At 45.2% G+C, this 23,563-nt stretch carries 21 protein-coding genes; 7 read left to right on the top strand and 14 right to left on the bottom strand.

Going from position 1 to position 23,563, the window contains the following annotated elements:
- Positions 1-17 precede the first annotated feature (17 nt).
- The 3 genes from QMA41_RS08370 to QMA41_RS08380 form a co-directional block, all read right to left on the bottom strand.
- Positions 18-1,178, bottom strand: a complete 1,161-nt coding sequence (locus QMA41_RS08370; RefSeq protein ID WP_281629361.1) for a MerR family transcriptional regulator — start codon at positions 1,176-1,178, stop codon at positions 18-20.
- Positions 1,179-1,298: 120 nt separating this feature from the next.
- Positions 1,299-4,424 (bottom strand): efflux RND transporter permease subunit, encoded by a 3,126-nt coding sequence (locus tag QMA41_RS08375; RefSeq protein WP_281629362.1) that lies wholly within the window; start codon positions 4,422-4,424, stop codon positions 1,299-1,301.
- 10 nt (positions 4,425-4,434) lie between these two features.
- On the bottom strand, positions 4,435-5,574 hold the full coding sequence (locus QMA41_RS08380) for an efflux RND transporter periplasmic adaptor subunit (RefSeq protein WP_281629363.1): 1,140 nt from the start codon (positions 5,572-5,574) through the stop codon (positions 4,435-4,437).
- Positions 5,575-5,924: 350 nt separating this feature from the next.
- Between QMA41_RS08380 and QMA41_RS08385 the strand changes: the two genes are divergently transcribed.
- The gene (locus QMA41_RS08385; RefSeq protein WP_281629364.1) at positions 5,925-6,398 is read left to right on the top strand and encodes an HAD family hydrolase; all 474 of its coding nucleotides are present in this window, start codon (positions 5,925-5,927) and stop codon (positions 6,396-6,398) included.
- Between the two features lie 40 nt (positions 6,399-6,438).
- On the opposite strand, the gene QMA41_RS08390 is transcribed toward QMA41_RS08385, so the two are convergent.
- The 3 genes from QMA41_RS08390 to QMA41_RS08400 all read right to left on the bottom strand — a co-directional run bounded on the left by QMA41_RS08390 (position 6,439) and on the right by QMA41_RS08400 (position 9,575).
- On the bottom strand, positions 6,439-7,050 hold the full coding sequence (locus QMA41_RS08390) for a YitT family protein (RefSeq protein ID WP_006961391.1): 612 nt from the start codon (positions 7,048-7,050) through the stop codon (positions 6,439-6,441).
- Positions 7,051-7,238: 188 nt separating this feature from the next.
- Complete coding sequence (locus QMA41_RS08395) at positions 7,239-8,600, bottom strand: diguanylate cyclase (RefSeq protein ID WP_043009996.1); 1,362 nt, start codon at positions 8,598-8,600, stop codon at positions 7,239-7,241.
- Between the two features lie 3 nt (positions 8,601-8,603).
- A complete protein-coding gene (locus QMA41_RS08400; RefSeq protein WP_019275337.1) occupies positions 8,604-9,575 on the bottom strand; it encodes an ABC transporter substrate-binding protein in 972 nt (323 codons plus the stop codon).
- Positions 9,576-9,885: 310 nt separating this feature from the next.
- On the opposite strand from QMA41_RS08400, the gene QMA41_RS08405 reads away from it, so the two are divergent.
- Positions 9,886-10,593 carry an SDR family oxidoreductase gene (locus QMA41_RS08405; protein WP_281629365.1) on the top strand — a complete coding sequence of 236 codons (708 nt, stop codon included), beginning with the start codon at positions 9,886-9,888 and terminating at the stop codon, positions 10,591-10,593.
- Here QMA41_RS08405 and QMA41_RS08410 read toward each other — a convergent pair.
- Positions 10,566-10,721, bottom strand: a complete 156-nt coding sequence (locus QMA41_RS08410; RefSeq protein ID WP_095570931.1) for a DUF2256 domain-containing protein — start codon at positions 10,719-10,721, stop codon at positions 10,566-10,568. The two genes, QMA41_RS08405 and QMA41_RS08410, sit on opposite strands and share 28 nt — an antisense overlap.
- 4 nt (positions 10,722-10,725) lie before the next feature.
- Positions 10,726-11,967 carry an NADH:ubiquinone reductase (Na(+)-transporting) subunit B gene (locus tag QMA41_RS08415; protein WP_281629366.1) on the bottom strand — a complete coding sequence of 414 codons (1,242 nt, stop codon included), beginning with the start codon at positions 11,965-11,967 and terminating at the stop codon, positions 10,726-10,728.
- Positions 11,968-12,105: 138 nt separating this feature from the next.
- On the opposite strand from QMA41_RS08415, the gene QMA41_RS08420 reads away from it, so the two are divergent.
- Positions 12,106-13,494, top strand: a complete 1,389-nt coding sequence (locus QMA41_RS08420) for a cytochrome ubiquinol oxidase subunit I (protein WP_281629367.1) — start codon at positions 12,106-12,108, stop codon at positions 13,492-13,494.
- Positions 13,495-13,504: 10 nt separating this feature from the next.
- A complete protein-coding gene (gene cydB, locus QMA41_RS08425) occupies positions 13,505-14,503 on the top strand; it encodes a cytochrome d ubiquinol oxidase subunit II (protein WP_281629368.1) in 999 nt (332 codons plus the stop codon).
- A gap of 102 nt (positions 14,504-14,605) precedes the next feature.
- On the opposite strand, the gene QMA41_RS08430 is transcribed toward cydB, so the two are convergent.
- Positions 14,606-15,259, bottom strand: a complete 654-nt coding sequence (locus QMA41_RS08430; protein WP_006961398.1) for a Qnr family pentapeptide repeat protein — start codon at positions 15,257-15,259, stop codon at positions 14,606-14,608.
- Positions 15,260-15,542: 283 nt separating this feature from the next.
- On the opposite strand from QMA41_RS08430, the gene QMA41_RS08435 reads away from it, so the two are divergent.
- Entirely contained in the window at positions 15,543-16,019 is a 477-nt protein-coding gene (locus QMA41_RS08435) for a peptide-methionine (S)-S-oxide reductase (RefSeq protein WP_281629369.1), read from the top strand.
- A 53-nt stretch (positions 16,020-16,072) separates the two neighbouring features.
- On the opposite strand, the gene QMA41_RS08440 is transcribed toward QMA41_RS08435, so the two are convergent.
- The 3 genes from QMA41_RS08440 to QMA41_RS08450 form a co-directional block, all read right to left on the bottom strand.
- Positions 16,073-17,764 carry a methyl-accepting chemotaxis protein gene (locus QMA41_RS08440; RefSeq protein ID WP_281629370.1) on the bottom strand — a complete coding sequence of 564 codons (1,692 nt, stop codon included), beginning with the start codon at positions 17,762-17,764 and terminating at the stop codon, positions 16,073-16,075.
- A gap of 11 nt (positions 17,765-17,775) precedes the next feature.
- Positions 17,776-18,201, bottom strand: a complete 426-nt coding sequence (locus QMA41_RS08445) for a BLUF domain-containing protein (RefSeq protein WP_281629371.1) — start codon at positions 18,199-18,201, stop codon at positions 17,776-17,778.
- A gap of 391 nt (positions 18,202-18,592) precedes the next feature.
- Complete coding sequence (locus tag QMA41_RS08450; RefSeq protein WP_281629372.1) at positions 18,593-19,528, bottom strand: DMT family transporter; 936 nt, start codon at positions 19,526-19,528, stop codon at positions 18,593-18,595.
- Positions 19,529-19,642: 114 nt separating this feature from the next.
- On the opposite strand from QMA41_RS08450, the gene QMA41_RS08455 reads away from it, so the two are divergent.
- The gene (locus tag QMA41_RS08455) at positions 19,643-20,128 is read left to right on the top strand and encodes an Lrp/AsnC family transcriptional regulator (RefSeq protein WP_038159838.1); all 486 of its coding nucleotides are present in this window, start codon (positions 19,643-19,645) and stop codon (positions 20,126-20,128) included.
- 56 nt (positions 20,129-20,184) lie between these two features.
- Here the strand turns inward: QMA41_RS08455 and QMA41_RS08460 are convergent, their stop codons facing one another.
- Positions 20,185-21,084, bottom strand: coding sequence for an EamA family transporter (locus tag QMA41_RS08460; protein ID WP_281629373.1), 900 nt, complete (start codon positions 21,082-21,084; stop codon positions 20,185-20,187).
- Positions 21,085-21,185: 101 nt separating this feature from the next.
- Between QMA41_RS08460 and QMA41_RS08465 the strand changes: the two genes are divergently transcribed.
- A complete protein-coding gene (locus tag QMA41_RS08465; protein WP_281629727.1) occupies positions 21,186-22,571 on the top strand; it encodes a PLP-dependent aminotransferase family protein in 1,386 nt (461 codons plus the stop codon).
- On the opposite strand, the gene QMA41_RS08470 is transcribed toward QMA41_RS08465, so the two are convergent.
- Entirely contained in the window at positions 22,568-23,389 is an 822-nt protein-coding gene (locus tag QMA41_RS08470; protein ID WP_281629374.1) for an AraC family transcriptional regulator, read from the bottom strand. The genes QMA41_RS08465 and QMA41_RS08470 overlap by 4 nt on opposite strands.
- Positions 23,390-23,563 lie beyond the last annotated feature (174 nt).

Consider the following 23,563-nt stretch of genomic DNA (forward strand, 5'->3'; position numbering starts at 1 on the left):
TTCACAGCCCTTTTCACTTACACTTTTCTTAGAACAAACATCTGGTAGCCGTATTGATGTAAGTAGTTCTGGTGCATATGTAATTCTGACTTCATATCGATTAGTGCCTGAGAAGCTTGTAAAGAGCTTTCCAGTTCATCAACTCTAGACACGAGAGGATCGACAAAGTTATTCCATGACTGTTGGCTTAGGGTAAACGTCTCTACTACTTCATAGCCTGCCTGACGCATTTGCGCGATGCGCTTATCTACGGTCACCATATCCGGATACTCTTTTTGATAGAAATTCGAGACGTCGGAGTCAGGGTTATCTGTTAACCACACAAGATCGCTCACGACAAGGTAACCGCTTGGTTTTAGGTGGGCTTTCCAGCTTTTGAGCGCATTCTCTACTCCCATGATGTAAGCACTGCCCTCAGACCAAATCACATCAAACTGAGCGGCTTCAAATGGCATGTCCGTCATGCTGGCACAAATCGCATTCACTTGTTTTTCAACGGGTATTCCTTCTTGTAAGCTCCTGAGGCTTGCTTCGTCATTGTCCAATGCGGTAATACGGAATTCCGAATGAGACGCTAAGACCCCGGTGGCGATGCCTTTACCACAGCCAACTTCCAGTAAAGCCCCTTTATTTTGGGATAACGCGCTCAATGCTCGCAATGTATCCTGCTCAGAGCCTGGTCCAAGTCTCTTCAAACCCGCAAAAATCTGCTCGAAATCTGCCATATATTGTTCGTGTTCATTCATATCTTTTGATAACCATTTCAATCTCAATGCCTGCTTTTCGCTGAAGCCCTGTTTTATCAACCATTCCATGTGAGCCGATGGGGCGTTCTCCTCCATCTCCTGATGCCAATCGCGCATTGAATTAATTCCCAACATGGCTGACAGCAGTTCTTTGGCTTTCTGCTTACGTTGGATCTCCTCATCCAGCGCGTTAAGCCTTTGCAGTAACTTGTTTCTGTCGATTTTCGACTCCAGACATTCAAGGCACTCTTCCAATGTCAAACCACCCGCCTGTAGCTGCTGCAACAGACGCACCCTTTGAACATCTTTGTCTGTGTACATCCGGTATCCGTTAGCTTGTCTGGTCCCTTGAATCAAACCCAGTTTTTCGTAATACAAAAGAGTGGAACGGCTTAAGCCGACTTGTTCTGCGAGTTGAGAAATTCGATACATGCTTCATCCTCATGTTGATATCAACACTATAAACTATGAAGCTTTAGACAGGTCAACAGAGAAAACTGGCTTTAGGTGGACTAAAGAAAAGGGGAGCCTAATTGCCCCCTTGTGTCTAAATTACTGTTCAACAACCTCCGCCGTTGAGCGACGGGTCAGTTTCTGTTTTATCCAGCGGAAGATACCCTTAATGTCATCCAACATCAGGTACAAGCAAGGAACGAGCACTAAAGTTAACAAGGTTGCAAATAGCACAGCGAAACCTAAAGCAACCGCCATTGGAATCACGAATCTTGCCTGCAAACTCGTTTCGAACATAATCGGCAAGACCCCAACGAACGTAGTGATTGAAGTCAGTGTAATTGCACGGAACCTTGCACAACCAGCTTCTATCACAGCTTCTTTAATTGCTACCCCACGAGCACGCACATGATTGACGTAATCGGTCATGACCAAGGAATCATTCACCACTACCCCTGCGGCCGCTATCAAACCAAAGGTCGACATCATGCTGAGATCTAAACCAAACCAGTAGTGCCCCCAGATGGCGCCAGTGAGACTAAACGGGATGACTGACATAATGATCAACGGCTGAGTGTAACTCTTCAACGGCACAGCCAATAAGATGTAGACGATGATCATTCCTGCAACAAAGAAGATTTTTTGCTCATCTTGCTGAGCTTGTTGCTCTTCAATGGTTCCACCCAACTGGCTTTTCACCCCAGGGTAACCAGATAAGATATCCGGAATGATCTGCTCATGGACCCGACCTACAATTTCACTTGGCTCCACCAGCTCTTCATCAATAGAGCCGTAGACATACACACTGCGGAAGCCACCTTCTCGGCGAATGCTACTCACTCCCGGCTTCTGGTTGATTTCCACCACGTCTCCCAGCATCACCTTTTTGCCTTCAGGAGTCGTGATCACCGCATATCGTAGAGAGGCGAAGGCTTCTCGCGTCAATTTAGGGTAACGAACCATGACTTTGATCTCTTCGCCATCCCTCAACACCCGTTGTGCTTCACCACCGTAAAAACTGCCACCGACCTGCAAGGCAATATCAGACAAATTAAGCCCGAGGTCGTAAGCGACAGGTGCCAGAGACAGTAAAACTTCCTGACTACCCGCATCAATAGAAGACGAAATATCAAATAAGCCTTCTTCTTGCTTCAGTTTCACAATCAGCGCACGTCCCGCTTCATTCAAAGTGTCAATGTCTGAGCCGTAAAGAAGGAAACCAAACTCGTCCCCTTTCTCATCGTCATTGACGTTGTCAGAGACATTGAGCATCTTCAGCCCCGGTATATTCGGCATCTCTTCACGCCAACGACGCGCCAACTCAAAGGTATTGAAAGGACGCAGTTCTTCGTCAACTAACGGGATCACCAATCGACCTTCTTTGCGACCCTGGCTGAAAGTCAGAATATCCCGGATCATCTTCTGGCCGGTTTGCTGCTCCGTTTCCCTATCGATACGTAACACAGTACTTTCGATCTGTTTGAGCGCTTCAATGGTCTGTTCACTCGACACATTGTCGTTCATCACCAGCTTAATGCTTGGGAAGTCATGCGGCACTTTCGGTGACGGTATAATTCTCACATAGTTCGCCATAACCAAAGCAATGCTGATCACAAGCAACGCTGCGAATCCCGCAAATACACTCCAGCGCCAGTAAGTACAAGTGGTAACAAAGCGCTTGTACGGGCCATAAACAAAACTAAAGAAGCGCTGGTTGAATCTATCTCGCCAGCTTCCCTTTTTAATCGGCTTAAAGTTCGAATGTGCCAAATGTGACGGTAAGATCAGCTTGGACTCAATCAAGCTGAAGATGAGACACAGAATCACTATCGCTGCGATACCAAAGAAAAAGGCACGCTCAATTCCCTTAGACATTAAAAATGGCGCAAATACAGCAATTGTGGTCAGGACACCAAAGGTTGCAGGAGTTGCCACACGCTTAACGCCGCGTACCACGTTATCAACCCCACCGCCGCTTTTCTCTATCTCAGAATAAGCACTCTCACCAATGACAATGGCATCATCGACGACTATCCCTAACACCATAATGAAAGCGAACAATGAGACAATATTGATGCTGACGCCAATCGCAGGCATTAACATCACCGCCCCAAGGAAGCAGACAGGTAAGCCTATCATTACCCACATCGCCAATTTGACACGCAAGAAAAGGCTGAGCATCAATGCAACCAGAACAGCACCTTGCAGCAGGTTTTTAAGCATCATATCGAGGCGTGCGTTGAGGTAATAGGTCATGTCGACCAGCGTTTTGATCTTCAGGTCTGCGGGTAAGCTTGTATTCTTCTGCTCTATATAAGCCTTTACTGACTCCGCTACCGTGACCATATTTTGGTCTTTGGTCGCTTTTACAGACAGGTAAATAGCATTCTCGCCAGAATACTTAAAGTAGCGATCATCTTCGGTAAAACCATCTTTGATGGTCGCAATATCTTGCAGCAAGACCCGACTGCCATTAGCACCTATCTTGACCGGAATATCACGAAACTCTTCACCGCTGTAATACTGATTCTCAATGCGAACCGAAATCATCCCTGCGTTGGTCCTGACCTCGCCCGCCGAGTAGTTAGCGGAATAGCGTTGAATCGCCTGACTCACATCATTGAGAGTGAGACTATATTTGCGTAATACCTGTGGTTCTACTTCAATCGCAATCTCATACTCTGGCGCACTCAGCTCTACCAGAGCAACATTTTGCAACTGCAGCAGCTCATCTTCGATCTGCTTAGCTATCGGTTTGAGTTCCAGTAGCGAACGGTTACCGACCAGCGCCATTTCAATCACATCCTGCCTAAACTCAAACTGGTAAACCTGAATCGGCTCCATCCCCGCTGGGAAGTTAGATACTGAGTCGACCTTTTGTTTGACTTTATCTAGCACGTCTTCGACGTCTTGATCAACATCGACCTCAATTTCAATGGCGCCGCTACCACGGGAAGCTGTAGTGACTGCCTTTTTTATTCCCGTTACATCTTTTAGAGATTCTTCCAGCTTAATGAGAATACTCTCTTCGATTTCTTGAGGCGAAGCGCCAGGATACTGCGCGCTAACATTGATGTAGTTAACCTCAATATTGGGGAACATTTGTCGCTGAATGAAGAAGAAGCTCACCGTTCCAACAATCAGGACAAATACCATCAGCAGGTTAGCGGCGACAGGATTGTGAGCAAAGTAGGCAATCAAGCCCTTTTGTTTAGAATCGTCCATGCTATAACCCCTACTGTTCACTTTCAGTGACGGCAACTTCTACCCGCATACCTTTTTGCGGATATTCAGGTACCGTCAGAACAATCTGGTCATCATCAGACAAGCCTTCGCTGATCAGCATAAACTCTTGCTCGGCGCGTAACACGTTGACGATACGAGGTTCCAATTCGTTATCTTCGTTGACAACCCAAACCTGTCGGTTGTTGACCAACTCCTGAGGTAAACGGTAAATGTGTTTGAGTTCTTTACCGATAAACTGCACTTCCACATAAGAGCCAAATTTGAGCGGTGAAGCGTCGGATTCAATGGCGTATGGGTCATCAACACGCACCACCATATTGATCATTCGAGTAGCGCTATCAACTACGCCAAGATCACGCTCAATTACTCCCTCTCGCTTCGCATCAATAATACCTCGTTGCACCACTGTGGCTGAGACTCCAGCGTAGTTTTCCGGCAAGAAAGCGCTGTCAAAGCCAGCAATCGGAATATGGACCTCACCTGCTTCAATATTGTTAAGCGTCGCGACATGTGCGCCAGCTGAAATATATTGCCCGACACCAATATCGCGCGATACCACCAGCGCATCATAGGGTGCAACGATTTTGCAGTTTTCAAGATCGCGCTTTGCCCGCTTCAGACCAGCCTGCGCTGATTTAACCTGTGCCATGGCACTCAGCACCTGGGGCTTGCGTAAATAAAGATCTGTTACCTGCTTAGCTGGCAGGTTTTTCGCCTGGCGCTTCGCCACCTCCGCTTTTGCTTTTTCTTCAATTAAAGATGCCTGAGCGCTGGCTAGATTTGCTTCTGCCTGTAATACCGCGGCCTGATAGTTATCGCTCTCGATTGAAAACAGCGTCTCTCCACGTTTAACGACCCCACCTGCAACAAAATTGGGGTGCCAGCTCGTTACCTCACCAGATACCTGAGCAGAAACTTGCGTCACCTCAACGGGCAGCAGTTCACCGTGACTGGTGATCAGTACTTTATGGTCGCTTGATTTCACTGACGCTACAGTCACAGTTAACGGCTTTTTCTCTGGTTTTGTTTCTGTGCTTTCTGCTGCGCTTGAGGCAATTGCAGCATAGCCACCGTAGGCTCCTCCGAGAATGACAACGGGAAGCAACCAACGTAACGGCTTAGTTTTCATAAAAAGTCCTTATTAGAATGACAGCCTATTATTTTTCTGCTCTTACGAGGCAGGCTTTGTTTTATACGAGTAAGCTATAGCTTCGACATCATAAAGATATGAAATATCCATAAAATTAGTGCTTTTAATTGGTGATCTCATTTCACCGATGACGAATTGCTTGCACTAAAGGCGTGAGCAAAGAGAATGCCAACAACAAAGTTTATAAAATACAAACAGTTAAATAGAACAAGTCAAACATCGAAATAAATAGATTAGGTGAATATGTTTATATGTTGGCGAAATTTACCTCTGGATTTATGGCAGCCGATTTAAAATAATGAAATCAGCCATGTTAAACGGAGAGAGTAATGAATAAGGTTTATCTTTTTGATTGGGGAAACACGCTCATGGCCGACTTCCCAGATCAGCAGGGGAAAATGTATCTATGGCCGAACGTAGAGGCCGTGGATAAAGCAGAACAGACGCTTAAGTCGCTCAGCCGCCATTTCCCAGTCTACGTAGCAACCAGTGCTCAAGACTCAACCGAACGTGAAATCCAACAAGCCTTTCAAAGAGTCGGATTAGATCCCTACATTAACGGCTATTTCTGCAAGGCTAACTTAGGCCTAGAGAAGAATAGTGCTGAGTTTTATCTCGAAATTGCCAAATCACTTTGCCATCACCCCTCTGAACTGGTGATGGTCGGCGACATTCTTGAGAAAGATATCTACCCCGCCGACAAAGCAGGATTGCAGACCATTTGGTACAACCCAACTAATCTTCCTGTTCCAAAAGGCGTTCACAGTATTCAAAGTCTAGAAGCGCTACTCGAAGACAAATAAAAACGGCTTAACATAGCATTAAACCGTTTGACTGCTTTATCTATGATGCTGAGGATTGCTGGGGTTGATAACGACCCGGTTTATGATTCATTGCCAAGATTAGATTTGTGGCAATGGCGCCAACTACTGAAAGCAGAATAAGAGAAAGATCGACAATAAACAGAGATAAAACAACGATTGTGCAATCCAGTACCATCTGAACTTTACCCGCTCGAATGCCAAAGCGCTCCTGAAGGAATAACGCCAGAATGTTAAACCCTCCTAGGCTCATTTTGTGGCGAAAGATAACTAGCATCCCCATGCCTATTAAGCCTCCACCCAGCAGAGCAGCGTATAAAGGTTCAATACGAGCTATCTCAATGACATGATGCAGATGATCAACAGCAAGGGAAACAATACTGACAGCGACAAATGTATTGACGGTAAATCGCCAACCCATGCGAGCGATAGACAGAGCATAGAACGGCAGGTTAAGCATAAAAAATACCTGACCGAAGCTAAAGTCGCTGACTTTCGTCAGGAAAATCGCCAAGCCAGCAGTCCCACCAGTCAGCAACCCAACTTTATTGAAGAAAATAACTCCGAGAGAGACCAAAGCGCTCCCTAAGATAAGTGCGAGCAAATTCTCACGTAAACTGTGTTCTTTATCCATGTTGGCTTCCTATCCAAATACGATTCACAAAACCATGCGTGAATCAAACGCGGATAAGATGTCGATAATTGACAATAATGTCGAGATAATGCGTTAAATCTATCAATAAACGGGTGTTTAAAGAAATGTACAACCTTTTAGAAAGGCCAGTGAATTTAAAGGCGATTTGAATCTATTCTGCCTTAATTTCAATCATTGATTGAAGTTAACCGAACAGACTTAGAACCTTTTTTGCAGACTGTAGTTTTCCCATCAAAACACGCGGATCCCGCCATCTGTTTCGCTCTGTACATCGCCTCGTCGGCAATACTTAATAAGACTTCTTTGTTCTTAGTCTGATCAGGGAAATAACTGACGCCAATACTGGCTCCTACTTTGAGGGTTCGGCCGTTGAACTCAATCGGTGCGTTAATCGCATCCAGCAGTTGCTCAGCCTTTTTTGCAACAATATCAAAGTCATGCAAAAGATCGAGGCAGATAACGAACTCATCCCCCCCAAAACGACCAACAAAATCAGATTCACGGATTGCCGCTGTGATACGACTTGCCACCTCAATAAGAATGGCGTCTCCCGCTTCATGGCCAAATGTGTCATTGACGGACTTAAAGTCATCCAAATCAATGAAGAAAATAGCCAGTTTGCACTGAGTACGGTTCGCTTTAACGATCGCATTCTCTAATGCTTTATCAAAGGCTCGGCGGTTGACGAGATTCGTCAGAGGATCGTGCTCAGATAAAAAGATCAGCTGCTCCTGCTTATGTTTGAGCTGCTGAGTCTGGCGCATCACCTCTTCTTCCAGTTCTTGCTTAGTCACTGTTGTTTCACACAATGACATTGTCATCTGATTAAAAAATTGCGCCATGATTCGAAACTCAGTATCCATTTTCACTGCTTCGACTTTTGAGTCTAATTTCCCTTCAGCCAAGTCGATAATCGCATTCTTCATGGCTTCGGCACCTGATTTAAAGCGGAACGAAATCAACCAAGCCGTCGCACTGACCAAGACTGAACAGATGATCAACCATGCTGCCGCATAAAGCATAACTTGATGCAGGCTGTTTGCATTACGGTTAAGTACAGACTGATGAACATAAGCCAGCTCTTCTGTCATGTTCTGAACGATCATGTTGTAACGAGAGTGGAGCAAACCTCGCGCATTGATGTTTGCGGACCCCTGCTCGTCGAGCCCATTGATGGATAAAAAGTACACTTGTTTTTCTTTGTTCAGCAGCGCATTTAAGCTGTGATTCATACGCTGAATATTTCCTAGCTGACTGTTGTTCTGCTTATAAGCTGTCAATTTGGTCGCTAATTCCGCCTGAGCCAATTCCACTTGATTGAGACTGGATTCATCACCAAACTGAAGGAAGACCCACAACTGGCTTCTGAGTAAATCGACACACAATTGTAAATCAATGATCTGATCCAATTCGGCTTTTGTTTCACGTTGTTCTCCCGCCACTTTCGCGAAAGAAATGATGATGAACAACGTCAGCATCAGGGTTGTCGTTGATAGTACAAACAGCTTTTTAAACAGTGAATCCAACATAGCTTACTCTCGCAAAGCAATGATTTGTTGATAGGGTTGAGTAAAGAACAAGTCTCTGAAATCGGGTTGCTCGCTCCCGACCAGTCCGCTTTCTACCGCCCATCTCGCTTGTAATTGCAGATTAGACAGCAACGAATTGCCCAGCGATAAACGGAAAACATAGTCTTCCCATGACCACTTAACTTGATTGGCAGGAATATTGAGGCGTTTAGTAATGATGCCCAAAGCCTTGTCCGGATTTGCATTGATCCATTCCACAGCTTCATCAAGAGCGCCCAATAATTGCGTAGGCTCATTACCGGCAAACTCAAGATAAGGAGTGGTCGACAGTAAATTGAAGGACTGTTGATAAATCCCCGGAGTACCCAGATTACTCACTTCGGCAGCAGATAAGATGTCGGCTTTGTAACCCATTGGCTCCCAAGCTGAAATCGCTTCCACACGATAGGACAGCAACGCTGGAACCAACTCATGAGGCTGGAGATAGACTTTTTCTACATTGAGGGTTTTGAGATTGTTGGCAATCAGCACAGAATCAAAATAAAACTCGCTGGCACTGCCTTTTACTACACCTACTTTCTTACCTTGTAGCGCTCCCACGTCTCCGATTTCAGAGGGGTTTAGCGTAAGCAGCTTAAGGTCATTATCTGACTCAACAAAGCTCACCAGCAATGCCAAATCTTTACGCTCAAAACTCTGAAACATCACTACCGATTCGGAGGCGGTCGCGTACTCGACATCTCGATTTAACATCAATTGGGTACAGGCTATTCCACTAGCACAAGGGTACAAAGTGACATCAAGATCATAGTCATCGAAAAGGCCAAGGTGTTCAGCAATCAAAAAGGGAGAAGCCAGCGGCGTCAAAGAGACACCGACTCTTATTTTGGTATCATTGGTCTTGTTTCGCGACTCATACTGACTGGCAAACAAAGCTGCTACTCCAATGAGTAAGGAGCCAAGACCTAAAGCCATTAAATTCCGTTTAACAAGTGGCATAACATACACACTCTAAAATAAGAAACCTAGCACATATAAAGTTAGCTTATAGAATTGTGACTTTGGAAGGGAACACGACTTTTTATAGAAATCTGTGTAACTCTTTATCATTTGCGTGAAATTAATCACATAAATCAGCGACTAAAGCATCACGTTTCTCAAAAAGCGGCGCTCAATAAAAAGTATTCGAACAGTAATCTCTCTCAACTTCTAGGTCGTAAAACAAACTATAAGTCATAGTTATACATTTGAATATCTCTCAAACAGCTTAACTCTAGGGTATCTAATGAAAGTACTTATTTTTGGTGGAAACGGCGGTATTGGACACGCAATTTGCCGGAATTTAGCCCAACATAGTCCTGATATTGAAGTACACGCTACTTATAGAAATCAGCAACCAACCCATTCTCATAAAACAATCATTTGGCACAAACTCGACGTGACAAATGAAGCGCAACTGCAATTACTAGCGAATAAGATAGAGCACCTAGATTGGATTATTAACGCGGTTGGATTGTTGCATGATGAACACCACGGGCCCGAAAAAAACCTCAAATCATTTGATCCCGATTTTTACCTGAAAAACATCATGAATAATGCGATGCCGACGATGCTGATCGCCAAACACTTTCAAAGCGCCTTGAAGCATAGTAGCCAGCCAAAGCTCGCAACTATCTCAGCCAAAGTCGGCAGCATTAAAGATAATCAATTGGGAGGCTGGTATAGCTATCGCTCATCTAAAGCGGCACTCAATATGCTACTCAAAACCCTCAGTATTGAATGGGGAAGAACTATGCCCAAAGCATGCGTTCTTTCACTGCATCCAGGGACAACGGACACCAAATTATCAAAACCTTTTCAAGCCAATGTGCCGGAGGGAAAACTGTTTGAACCTGATAGAGTGGCCGCAGATCTCGTCAAAATCATTTCCGAAGCAACTTCAGATATCAGCGGCAGCTTTCTTGCTTATAACGGCGAAGAACTGCCTTGGTGATTACGACTTCTTCGACATCGCTCCGAGCAATACTTAACCTCCTCCCAACAATGGCGCCACTTACGGCGCCATGTAAATGGTCTGCAGCAGACCACACACATTTTTTTAGGTAAATGCTGTTTCTTCATGCAGTTAGCGCTCACTACGCTTAAGTCTTCTTTTGATATTGCCTTCTTTGACCATGAAATCGAATAACGGCGCGAATAAATTAGCAAATAGAATAGCCAGCATTATCCCCTCCGGGTATGCAGGGTTAAGCGCTCTAATACCTATTGTCATAACACCAATGAGGATGCCATATGCCCATTTACCTTTGTTAGTAAACGCAGCCGAGACAGGGTCCGTGGCCATGAAGAAAGTGCCAAATGCCACACCACCCAATACTAAGTGCCAGTAGAAAGGCATCGAGAACATCGGGTTAGTTTGAGAGCCGATCACGTTAAGCAGTGTTGAAGCAACAGCCAAGCCTATGATAACCCCCGCGACAATCCGCCACGATGCGATTCTCATCGCTATGAGAAGCAAGCCAGCGAGCATGATCAGCAACGTAGAAACTTCTCCCATCGAACCGGGAAGATTACCCAAGAACGCGTCGCTCCAACGCAACACTTCACCAGTCATATTGTTTATCAGAGCACCTTGACCACCTTCATACCATTGACTCAGCGGTGTTGCTCCAGAATAACCATCAGCGGCAACCCATACCGCGCCTCCTGACATGTTGGCAGGATAGGCAAAGTAGAGAAACGCTCTCCCAGCCAGAGCAGGATTCAAAAAATTTCGACCTGTGCCACCAAATATCTCTTTTGCCACGACAATACCAAAGGTGATACCGAGTGCAGCTTGCCAAAGAGGGATGGTGGGAGGGAGAATGAGAGAGAAGAGTACAGAGCTCACGAAGAAACCTTCGTTTACTTCATGTTTCCTCACAACTGCAAACAATACTTCCCAAAAGCCTCCGACAACAAAAACGGTGGCGTAAACTGGTAGAAAGTAACTTGCCCCAAGCAGCATTTTACTCATCCAGCCGGCATCGGCGACACCCTGAGCGGAGCCGAATGCCAACATTAGTCTCCAACTATCAGCAACAACTGTCTCCAATTCAGCCACAGAGTATACGCTTAACAGAGCCATGGAGGACTGGTTACCAACATTGTACATCCCCCAAAACATGGCAGGGAAAGTAGCCAGCCACACCATTATCATAATGCGTTTCAAATCAATGCTGTCACGCACATGTGTCACACCTCTATTCACTAAACCTGGGGTATAAAATATGGTCGCAGCGGCCTCGAACACGGGATAAAACTTCTCATACTTACCGCCCGGTTCAAAATCGGGGGCTATGGCATCCAGTCTACTTTTCAAGCTCATATCTTTACTTCCGAATTAAGTTTTCAATCTTATCTACGAGCATTTTTGCCGTTTGGCGCACTACTAATTTTCTTACGTTGTGAACAATCAACTGCCAGACATCGTACATAACAGCATATTCGTCGCGAGGAGCATGTTATGGAAACGCTGGCAGTGGACTTAGCAAGATTTCAGTTCGCGTTCACAGTATCTTTTCACATCATTTTTCCAGCCTTTACCATTGGATTAGCAAGCTATTTAGCCGTGTTAGAGGGTTTGTGGCTTAAAACAAACAACGAAAAGTACTTACAGCTGTACAAGTATTGGCTGAAAATCTTCGCCATCAGTTTCGGTATGGGGGTAGTTAGCGGCATCGTGCTTAGCTATCAATTCGGCACGAACTGGAGTGTCTTCGCAGACAAGACAGGGCCAATACTCGGACCTTTGATGGGCTATGAGGTTTTCACCGCTTTCTTCCTTGAAGCAGGCTTTCTCGGCGTGATGCTATTCGGAATGGACAGGGTCGGTAAAAAGCTGCACTTTGCTTCGACGTGTGTTGTCGCTTTCGGCACATTTCTTTCTGCATTTTGGATACTTTCCGTTAACAGCTGGATGCAAACACCCGCAGGTTATTCAATCAATGAAGTGGGTCAATTCATCCCAGAAAGTTGGTTTGAAATCGTGTTCAACCCTTCTTTTCCATATCGATTAGTTCACATGCTACTCGCCGCCTACCTAACCACAGCCTTTGTCGTTGCTGCTGTAGGTGCCTACCACTTGCTATCGGCTCCCCACAACCCTCTGGCTAGGACAATGTTCTCAATGGCTATGTGGATGGCGGCCATTGTCACGCCAATACAGATTGTTGCCGGTGACATGCATGGTTTGAATACCTTGGAGCATCAACCAGCTAAAGTCGCGGCTATGGAAGGTCATTACCAATCACACAAAGGTGCGCCGCTAATCTTGTTTGGTATCCCCAATGATGAAACTCAGGAAGTGGAATATAAAGTCGAAGTCCCCAAACTTGGCAGCCTGATTCTGACACATGACTGGGATGGTGAAGTAAAAGGCTTAGATGCGTTTCCAGCCGACGAACACCCTCCTGTTGCTATCGTATTCTGGAGTTTCAGGATTATGGTCGGTATTGGCTTTGGCATGCTATTCATAGGTCTTTGTAGTTTATGGCTAAGAAAGAGAAAAACTCTGTTTAAAACGCCTTGGTTCCACAAACTGTGCGTACTCTTTGGCCCGGCAGGTTTTATTGCTGTACTAGCTGGCTGGATAACCACTGAAGTGGGTCGCCAACCATACACCGTATATGGACTGCTCACTACCGCCGATTCTGCGTCGCCTATTGACGCCGCAGCGATAAGCGTTTCCTTAACCGCGTTTATCGTTGTGTATTTTGTTGTCTTCGGAGCTGGATTCTTTTATCTGTTGCGCTTGATGCGTAAATCACCAACAAAATATGAAGAGTCGTTGGACAGTCGCCTCCCTGATGGCACAGATTCTCCACCTGCTTCTCATTCCAACCATCTAACGTGAGGAAGGCGATATGGATTACGCACTAATATGGTACGGATTAATCGGTTTAGCTGTCCTCATCTATGTAATTTTGGATGGGTTTGATCTGGGAATTGGTATTCTCTACCCCAGCGCTCACAGTAAAAACGAACGCGATCTCATGATGAATAGTATCGCTCCTGTGTGGGATGGTAACGAGACATGGCTGGTGTTGGGTGGTGGCGGCTTGTTCGCGGTATTCCCGCTGGCTTACGCCGTCGTCATGCCTGCACTTTATGCCCCGCTGATCCTTATGCTTTTAGGGCTCATACTACGAGGGGTTTCGTTTGAATACCGCTTTCGAACCAAACGAGGCAAATTCCTGTGGGACGGAGCCTTCTTTTTGGGTTCATTACTAGCAACAGCGATGCAAGGCATTATGCTCGGTGCCCTTCTTCAAGGTATCAAAGTGGATGGACGTTCGTATGCTGGCGGCTGGTTTGACTGGTTAAGCCCATTCAGCGTGTTCTGTGCTGTGGCCTTAGTTTGCGCTTATGTACTGTTAGGTGCTTGCTGGTTAATCATGAAATTGCCCGATGATCTGATCAACCGTTACTACACAGTCGCAAAACGTTGGGGGTTGGCACTCGTTATTTGTATCGCAATCGCTAGCTTATGGTTACCACTCAGTAATGGTTTGGTATTCGAGCGTTGGTTCAGTTTCCCTAACGCGCTGCTGTTCCTTTTCATTCCAATTGCTGCAGCATTGTGTATATGGACACTATTTTCCGCTTTGTTGGAACACAAGGCACTCAAGGCGTACCTATGCGGTATAGGGCTGTTTGTTATCTCTGCGCTTGGTTTTGGCGTAAGCACTTTCCCCTACCTAGTTCCATTTGCACTGACATACCAAGAGGTCGCAGGCCCAGATTCAAGCCTTGCTTTCTTGTTGGTCGGAGCGGCTATTTTGCTGCCCATGATCATCGCCTACAGCGCTTATTCATACTGGGTATTCAGAGGAAAGCTAAAACACGGTGAGGGGTACCACTGATGAAACAATTTGGATGGTTTTTCTTGATCTGGTTGGCGAGTGTTTTTTCACTCGCCGTTATTTCGATGTCAATTCGTTGGATACTTTTTTAGAGGAGTAGGTTTAACCAATCACAACCAAACCAAACTTCGACAGTAGCTGCTCTTGCTGCCAATCACAGATCTTCACACCGTTGAGTGAGACCCTACGCATGTCTAAACCTTCCAGGTCAACATGAGTTAAGTCTGCACTTTCCAAGTTGAATGTGCCCCACTGTTCTTTGCTGAATTCACCACGTGACAAATCCGCGCCCAACATACTGGCTCCGAACAGGTTGGCACCACTCCAACGATTTTCAAACAGCTCGCACTTTTCTAGCAATGCACGTTCAAAGTTGGCGTAACTCAGGTTACACCCAGTTATGTATGCAGAACAAAAGTAAGCTGAATGGCTAATACGATTAACAAAATTCGCTCGCTGAAAGTTCGCACCTTTTAAATCGCACTTTCTAAATTCGATACCAAAACAATCAGCACCAACAAACTGACTCATGGCTAACATACAGTTTTCAAAACTGGCATCCTTGAGGTTGGCATATTGGAAGCTGCACCCTTCCAGCGCTTGCGCTTCAATGAATTTGCAGTTGATGAACTTTGCATCACGTAAATCCGCTCGGTCAAAGCTGCATTTAATGAACTGACAACCCTCATACACCTGCTGCTGTAAGTCCTGATGAGAGAAGTCTTGCTGATGATACGTCTGATCTTTTATAGACATGTGTTCTCCTTAGTTGGCGCAAGACTAGCACTCTAAGCCTTTGTTTTTCCACAAAAATAAAACCTTAAACATCAAGAACTTAAAACACCCCAAAATCGCCAATTTAAGGCATCAAAATGGCGATTTAAGGGTGTGCTACTTTGAAATTCGAAGGCGCGTATCGAGAAAAAAGTTTCAACCTTTAAATTACTGTTCAGATGACCGTTTTAAAAAGTAAAAAGGCATAGAGCAATTGGAGCAGTTTTGCTCTAATACATGGCAGTTAATCTTAAGAGATCATGTAATGGAAGAAATCTATTTTGCCGGAGGCTGCTTATGGGGTGTACAGGAGTTTATGAAACATCTGCCCGGAGTAATCGTAACTGAAGCCGGGAGAGCCAATGGCACTAATCAGGATACCAAAGGGGAATATGATGGCTATGCGGAATGCGTCCGCACTCAGTTTGATCCTGAAAAAGTATCAGTTCTGGAATTGATGGATTTCTTCTTTGAAATTATCGATCCTTACAGCCTCAACAAGCAAGGCGAAGATATCGGTAAAAAATACCGCACTGGCGTATATAGCATAAACCATAAGCATTTAACTCAGGCTCAGGGCTTTATTGAGTCTCGTTCAGATCGCGAACGTATTGTGGTAGAGATACTTCCGCTGACCAACTATGTTAAAAGCGATGATGAACATCAGGATCGCCTAACCTTCCACCCAGACGATTATTGCCACATTCCGATAGATTTACTGCACAAATACAAAAACCAATAAACAAAAAGGCCAGAGCAATGCTCTGGCCTCTCGTTAGCAAGTTCAAACAGCTCTTACACTTGGAACTTGTTAAGGTTTTTGTGTAAATCAATCACATTCATCGCGATGGTTTCACTTGCAGCCGCTGTATTCTTTGTTTCTTCCGCGGTCTCTTCTGCTAACGTCTTGATGCTGGTCAGGTTATTGTCCAAATCTTGCGCCACCGTCGATTGTTCCTCAGCAGCAGCTGCAATTTGTAAGTTCAACCCAGCGATCTGATTGACCGATTCAGCAGCAACAGAGAAGGTATTGGCAGACTCCGAACTCTTCTCTAGACAGAGTTTTGCGGTATCTGTTCCTTTCTTCATACTTGATACGGCATTTTTCGCTTCCGACTGCAATGTATCGACTAACTTCTGAATATCAACGGTTGCTTCTTGAGTGCGCTGAGCGAGTGAACGAACCTCGTCCGCAACCACCGCAAAGCCACGCCCTGTTTCACCTGCGCGAGCCGCTTCGATGGCAGCATTCAAAGCAAGCAAGTTAGTTTGTTCAGCGATACCTTGAATAGATTCCAGTACTTGGCCGATATTGTTGGTCTCAGAAACAAGGTTTTCAATCACACCGGATGATGTGGTCACCTCATTCGCAAGCTCCTGGATAACCTCTTGAGTGGCTAGCGCTTCTTTCTGACCTTCCATTACGTGCTTTCTGACTTCATCAGTCACCGAAGACGCGTTTGCTGTACTGTTCGCCACTTCTTGTGTCGTCGCGTTCATTTGGTTAATCGCTGTCGCTACCTGCTCGATATCACAACGCTGCTTTTCAACGTTCTGCAACGTACGCTGCATAGCTGAAACTGCAACTTCTGATGACTGCCCAAGTTCTTCCGCCTTAGAGTTGATTTGAGTGATGGTTCCCATCAACACACCCAAGAACTTGTTGAATGCGTTTGCCACGGTACCCGTTTCATCGCGGGACGAGTCATCCAATCGAATGGTCAAGTCGCCATCACCTTCAGCCACCTGCTTAAGTCTGTCGATGAGATTCATTATTGGGGTACGAATAGCACGTGTGACCAAGAAAGGCATCAGGATACCTAAAACTATCGACACTGAAGCAATGATCGTCATCCACTTGATTGCGTATTTCTCATCCTCTTCAGCTTGCAGTGCACTGGCGAGAGTAAAGTTTTGCACTTCATCGAGAATCGAAATCAACGATTTATCAATTTCATCTTCATGTGCTTCCACTTTCTTAGAGAACTCGAGCATCTCTTCGATTTGACCATTGCTGCCGAAGTCCATTGTTTTGTCAACTTCATCAACAAGCGTGCTGTAAGACTTTTCGACAACTTTCAGCTTGCCAAGAAGCTTCTTGAATTTTCCTTGAGCCTCAACTGAGTGCAACAGTGGTATGGCTTTCTCTATGAATTCTTCAACTTCATAGAGTTCTTTTTCGGTTTTGACCGTCAGGTCATGAACCTTTTTCTTAGCTTCTTCGAATACACTCATCTGGGCCAATCCTTGCTCAACGCGGATCGCTTTAATGAGTGCTCTTTCGAACAGAATCGCTTGTTCCAACTGATGCTCTGTCACCACCGTCAACATTTTAGTTAACGGGATATCTTCTTCTGCGATATCAACCAGCTCGTTACCAATCTTGTTCATTTGATAAAGGGCAAAACCGCCCATAATCATCATGGCAAGCAATTGGGACAATCCGAGCAAATACACTTTCTGGGCAATGGTTAATCTAGATAACATGCCTATCCCCCTCAATCCTTTTTAACGAAATGCTTGATCATTCGCATGGCAAAGCTTTTATGTTCCAGCAGGTAATCGAAGTCTCCTTTGTGATCCATAAAATCACTAAATCCAGGAATCGACGACCCAAGGTGCTGGTCAAGAACTTTGAAGCCCATTTTCCAATCAGGGAAACTGCGAGTGCTTATATGATGAAAACCAATACGGTTAATGTTGGTGTGACGAGTGTCTTTCTGTATCTTACTGAATAGTGATTCGACGCTGTTTTCAGGCCCTTCTAAAACTTGGATGAAGGTGCCATAACCGTCATAAAGGAGAAGGCCAGTAATTTCGTTGTCCGTATTATTCTTACGTGCTTTCGACAGAATCGCTTCCAATTGATCTTGCTTAAGCCGTTGAACCGCTTTGCTGACATACACGAGTTCAATCATTTCCATTTATGGCTCCCATCACTTTTATGTCCTAAGCCAGGGTGTTCAATTTTTATGACTCGGGCATAACTTGTTCTGAACTGATTTTGCTCCATCAAGACGACAGATAAAGCTTTGATAACAGATTCTTATCAAAAGTGTTTCTTGTATTGAGATACTTTCAAAAGACTCTGCACTAAAACCTTATCACCTAATAGGTAACCAAACATTAACAATATGCTTACAATTTACATGCCAGATGAGAAAGCGTGAACAGCTGTGAGATTTGAGTGAAAACACATGATAATATCCATCAAGTGCATATTATCAATTGCATATTGCAACATAAGTCGCAATATGCAATTGCAATGTGGTTAAAGCCACCAATAGCCACACAAAGTATATGGAAAAGAATTGCTTAGATTTTTTGCTGACTTTTTACGGTTGGCATCAATGCGCCAATCCGCCAGTCAAATTTTACGGCACATACAGCCAACAATATCCCAATAACTCCCAAACCTTGCGATAGATTCATCACATTATCAAAGGCAAAGTAATCCACCACTAAAGCGGTCACGGGGTACACGAAAGATAAAATGGCGATGAGATGAGTGGTGAGTTTTTGAAAGGCGTCATACATGATGACGTACATAAATCCGGTATTTACCAAACCAAGTGTGAGTAACGCTCCCCACTGAACTGGAACCTTCGGCAGCGCCGACCAATCCACCATAGGTAATAGTAAGACAACACCCACACTGACCTGAACAAGTGCAATCAAGCTTGGCGATACTTGGCTGACTTCTTTGGTCAATAATGTCGTCACTGTGTACAACAGTGCAGCACCCAGCGCCAATAACAGCCCAAATAATATTTGCTGGCTGCCAACATCTTCACCTTGCAGCAAAGTACTTAGCTGCGTTAGATCCAGATCAGTCACTAACACCAACCCCAACACTGCTACTGATAGCCACACAATGAGATTCACGCTTGGTAGTTGCCTTGCCATCAGTGAACCAGCAACAACTAACATAATTGGTTGCATGTGGTAAGCAATCGTCGCAATAGAGAAAGGGATATAATCAAAAGAGGCAAAGAGCAAAACCCAGTTACCCACCAAAGTAATACCACCCGCCAAAATCAACCCAAGTACTTTTCTATTCAGGCCTGCAGTAAACGAACCATACTGCCATTTAACGTAACCAGCCAGAAACAGACCTGCGATCAAACAGCGAAAAAATACGACATTCCAAAACGACTGAGCTGACTCAATCACAAACAATCCTATGGTTCCCGATAACACCATAGCGGTAATCATTTTGATGGTGCCTGCTTCTGTATCATTCCTATACATAATTCATCCCCTTGAATCTACTAAGTAATACACATAGATTAAGAAGTAATCCCCCACAAAGGCATGGCGAAATGAAGCTCATTTATCAGTGAGGCTTAAAAAAGGAAGACAAATATGCGTAAGAACCTTAAAAACGAAGATTGGACGCTGGACGCCATCGATAGCCAACTACTCGACTTACTTAACGATAACGCGCGAATGCCAGTCGCAGAGCTAGCCCGAGAAGTGAAAATGTCGTCTCCGAGCGTTAACGAGCGACTCAAACGTATGGAAGAGTTCGGCGTTATTTCAGGATATCGGGTTCAACTCGCACCAGAAAATTTAGGATTCCCACTTGAAGCGATCGTACGTATGCGTCAACTACCAGGAAAGATAAAACAGCTGGAAGCCATGATCATCGAAACGCCAGAGTTTATTGAATGCGACAAAGTCACTGGTGAAGATTGTTTTTATGCTCGGATGCGTTTCGGCACAATGGAGCAATTGGATGAAATCCTAGACAAAGTATCCTCTCTGGCTGAAACCAATACCTCCATTGTGAAATCAACACCCGTCAAACGACGTAACGTGCCTTACCAATATTCTCGCTCACAAAAATAATGGGCGAGCAAAATTCTGCTCACCCATCTTGATCTTTGCTCAATGAATAAATCCATTCATCGACTTTGACCTGCTAACTTAGCGCTTGCAGCTCTGTGTTTTTCCGTGGCAGGTTTTACAATCAAACCGATGCCTAGCAGAAATAACACACTCGCGATGACTTGCGGCATAGAAAGCACTTCGTCATACATGAAATAGCCACTGACTAAAGCGAATACTGGAACAAGCAAAGTCAAAGGTGCTGCGGTGCTTAACGGGTACTTAATCAGCGTTCGATTCCAGACCCAGTAACCAAACAAGGTTGTTGGGTAAGCTTGAAAAACCACTGCAATTGTCGTGTTCATATCCCAGTTTTCATACGCTTGCCAAAGGATTTGTTCACCGTGCAATGCCGTCGCGAACAACACGAGCGGTACAGGCGCAAACAACATTCCCCATACATTAAATGCAAAAGCCTGTTTGGTTTTGGAAGCTTTAACGATGACTCCCATTAAGGTCCAACTGATTGCCGCAATCATAATCAGCATAAGGCCTGAAGCAGTAATATTACCGTTGGTCGCAGACACCAGCACCAGCAGCGCGACCATAGCAAGCAAAGCCCCCATCAATTTTCGAGGTGACGACTTTTCTTTAAAGACAAAAAGCCCGACCGCCATGCCGATCAATACGTTGCTCGACAGCAAAACCGAAGACATTCCGGAAGACAAACCCGCAGTAATCGACCAAGACGCCATGCCCCAGATCCCGACGCCAAACACTAACCCATAACTGACCAGATAGCGCCAAGCCACGTTTGGTCTGGCGATGAAAAAGATCGCCGGGATCACCGCAAGCGCGAAACGGGCGGCTGTCGCAATCAGTGGGTGAACATTGGTAATCCCCATTTTGATCATCGAGAAGTTGAATCCCCAAATAGCCATGACGAATACCGCAAGTATTAGGTCGTTTTTCTTCATTGTTATCCCTCCATTCATTCTGTGAATATGAGTATCGCTTGCGAGCAAAAAGGGATACAGATACAATTTTTCAAATAAAAACCAGTACAGTTGTTATGATGATGAGCATTTATAAGCAGTTAGCCAATCAATTCATTGAAGATATTCAACACGCTAAGCTGTGTGAAGGGGACAAAATGCCCTCTTTAAGGCAACTCTCACAGCAGCACTCTGTCAGTATGTCGACCGCCGTTAGTTGCTATCAGGAGTTGGAGTCACAAGGCTGGATCCAGTCCCGCCCTCAAGCGGGTTACTTCGTCGCACCTCGCCAGCACTCCCATCAGACCCCCGAGCTCAAACAGTTTGTCAGCACCGTATCAACAGTCCGCAACTTCAATTCCGTACATTCTGCACTGCGAGGCCCATTAGGTGTTTCCAGTACCGCTAATGATGAACAAGCCGTAACAGAGCTCGAACGCAGTTTTCGCCGAGCTTTGCGTCGAATGGGCGACCGACTCAACCACTATCCTGATGTTCAGGGAGAGCCTTTGCTGCGTCAGGCATTATCGACTCACTTTTCTAAAGTAGGCGTACACTTTTCTGCCAGTGATCTTGTCGTCACGGCTGGTTGTATGTCAGCGATAAAAGCAGCGATTGAATCCTGCACTGAGACAGGTGATGCCATCGCAATCAGTTCACCATGCTTCAACGGCATCATCGAACTACTTGGTCAGATGGCACGAAAAATTGTCGAGATTCCCTCTTTAGACGACGGCATCGATTTAGCACAACTGGAAGCACACTTTCAGCAAAGCAATGTCAAGGCGGGTATTTTCTGTACTTCTCATATGAACCCACAGGGGATCAGCATGTCGGCTCAGCAAAAACAAACGCTGGCGCACTTAGCAAATCAATACCAGATTCCCGTGATTGAAGACGACGTTTACCTAGAGCTCTCCTACTCTGAGCATACGCCTTTGCCTGCAAAATATTACGATCAAGCTGGTTATATTCTCTGGTGCGGCTCAGTTTCAAAGAGCCTGTCTCCGGGTTATCGATTAGGCTGGTGCTTACCCGGTCGTTACCAGTCAACCTATCAAGGTCAGTTTGGAGCGAGTTGCTATGGAGTATCGACTCCGGTTCAGTTAGCCGTGGCTGACTTCATTGATTCTGGCCAGTACGCCAAGCAACTCAGACGCAGAAAGCAAAAGCTACTTTCGCTAAGAAAAGACTATCTCGACTATCTAACCGCGCAGTTGCCCGAGCACATAAAGATCAGCAACCCACAAGGCGGTATGGTGCTTTGGATCCAAGCTCCGGGTTTGGACAGTAAACAGTTACAGAGCGAAATCGAAACTCACAAAATTGATATCCGCCTAGGGCATCTCTTTACCACTCTCGATCTCTATTCCGACTGTGTGAGAATTAATATGGGTTACCCGCTTGAAGGGCGTGCAAAAGAAGAATTGGACACGCTTATTGATCTTTTGATTACGCTTTCTGACTAACGGCGGCACACCTGCATGCCATTGAGATAGTGCTTAGGCGTCACGCCGAGGGCTTTTTTGAAGTGAGCAGACAAGTGGCTTTGATCGTAGAAGCCGCAATCTGTCGCGACAATCGACGGTGCCACACCTTGACGCAAAAGTGTCTGAGCATGGCGAATCCTCAGCTGTATCTGATATTGATGAGGTGCCAAACCGTAAGCCTGCTTAAACTGTCTCAATAATGTGTATTTGTTAATGCCAGCCAGATTTGCCAGCTCATCGATGGTTAAGTTTTGGTGTGAATACTCTCTAATATAATCACGCACTCGTTCAATGTTTGCCTTTGCACTGGTCGCCTCGCTATCAGGCAACTTAGAACCGGAGGCACGGGCAAGATTGGAGAGAAAAGTGATCAACAAGGATTCCAGCACCAGAGCAGGCGCATCAATATCCGAGTATTCAAATAAGGTGCGTAAGTGGTTCGTCAACGCCGGATTTTCAATTGTTGGCGTCTGAAACGAAGGGCTGTAGTGGCGACCATCGGTGTAATCAGCCAACACTTTGTTCACCACTTCAGGGGTTGGGTAAATGGCACGATAGCTCCACCCATTGTCACTGGCTGATTGCCCAGTGTGGATGGCATCCGCATTTACTGCCACTAAAGAGCCAGCACCAGACAAGTGATTGCCACCTTTGTAGAAGAATTTCTGTGCACCACGTTCAATGATGCCGATGGCATAACCTTCGTGAACGTGAGGAGAAAAGTGCTCATCTTTGTAATGGGCATAGACACTCTCGATGCCTTCAAAGCATTTGATTTGCGAATACGTTGAATTCACCCAGACTCCCTCCTTGATCATTCTATTACTTAACGCTAATCGAGTTTGAGAAAGGCTTCAAGTCAATTTCATCCTATTACTTTTCTACTCACAGTTAACCTAACTATCTAATAATTATAGAAATAACAAAGAAAGCTCTTATATTTGAACGAAAGCCAAGCAATAAAATGAGCT

It is taken from the genome of Vibrio sp. St2 (genome assembly GCF_947311885.1).
Classification (GTDB): domain Bacteria; phylum Pseudomonadota; class Gammaproteobacteria; order Enterobacterales; family Vibrionaceae; genus Vibrio; species Vibrio coralliilyticus.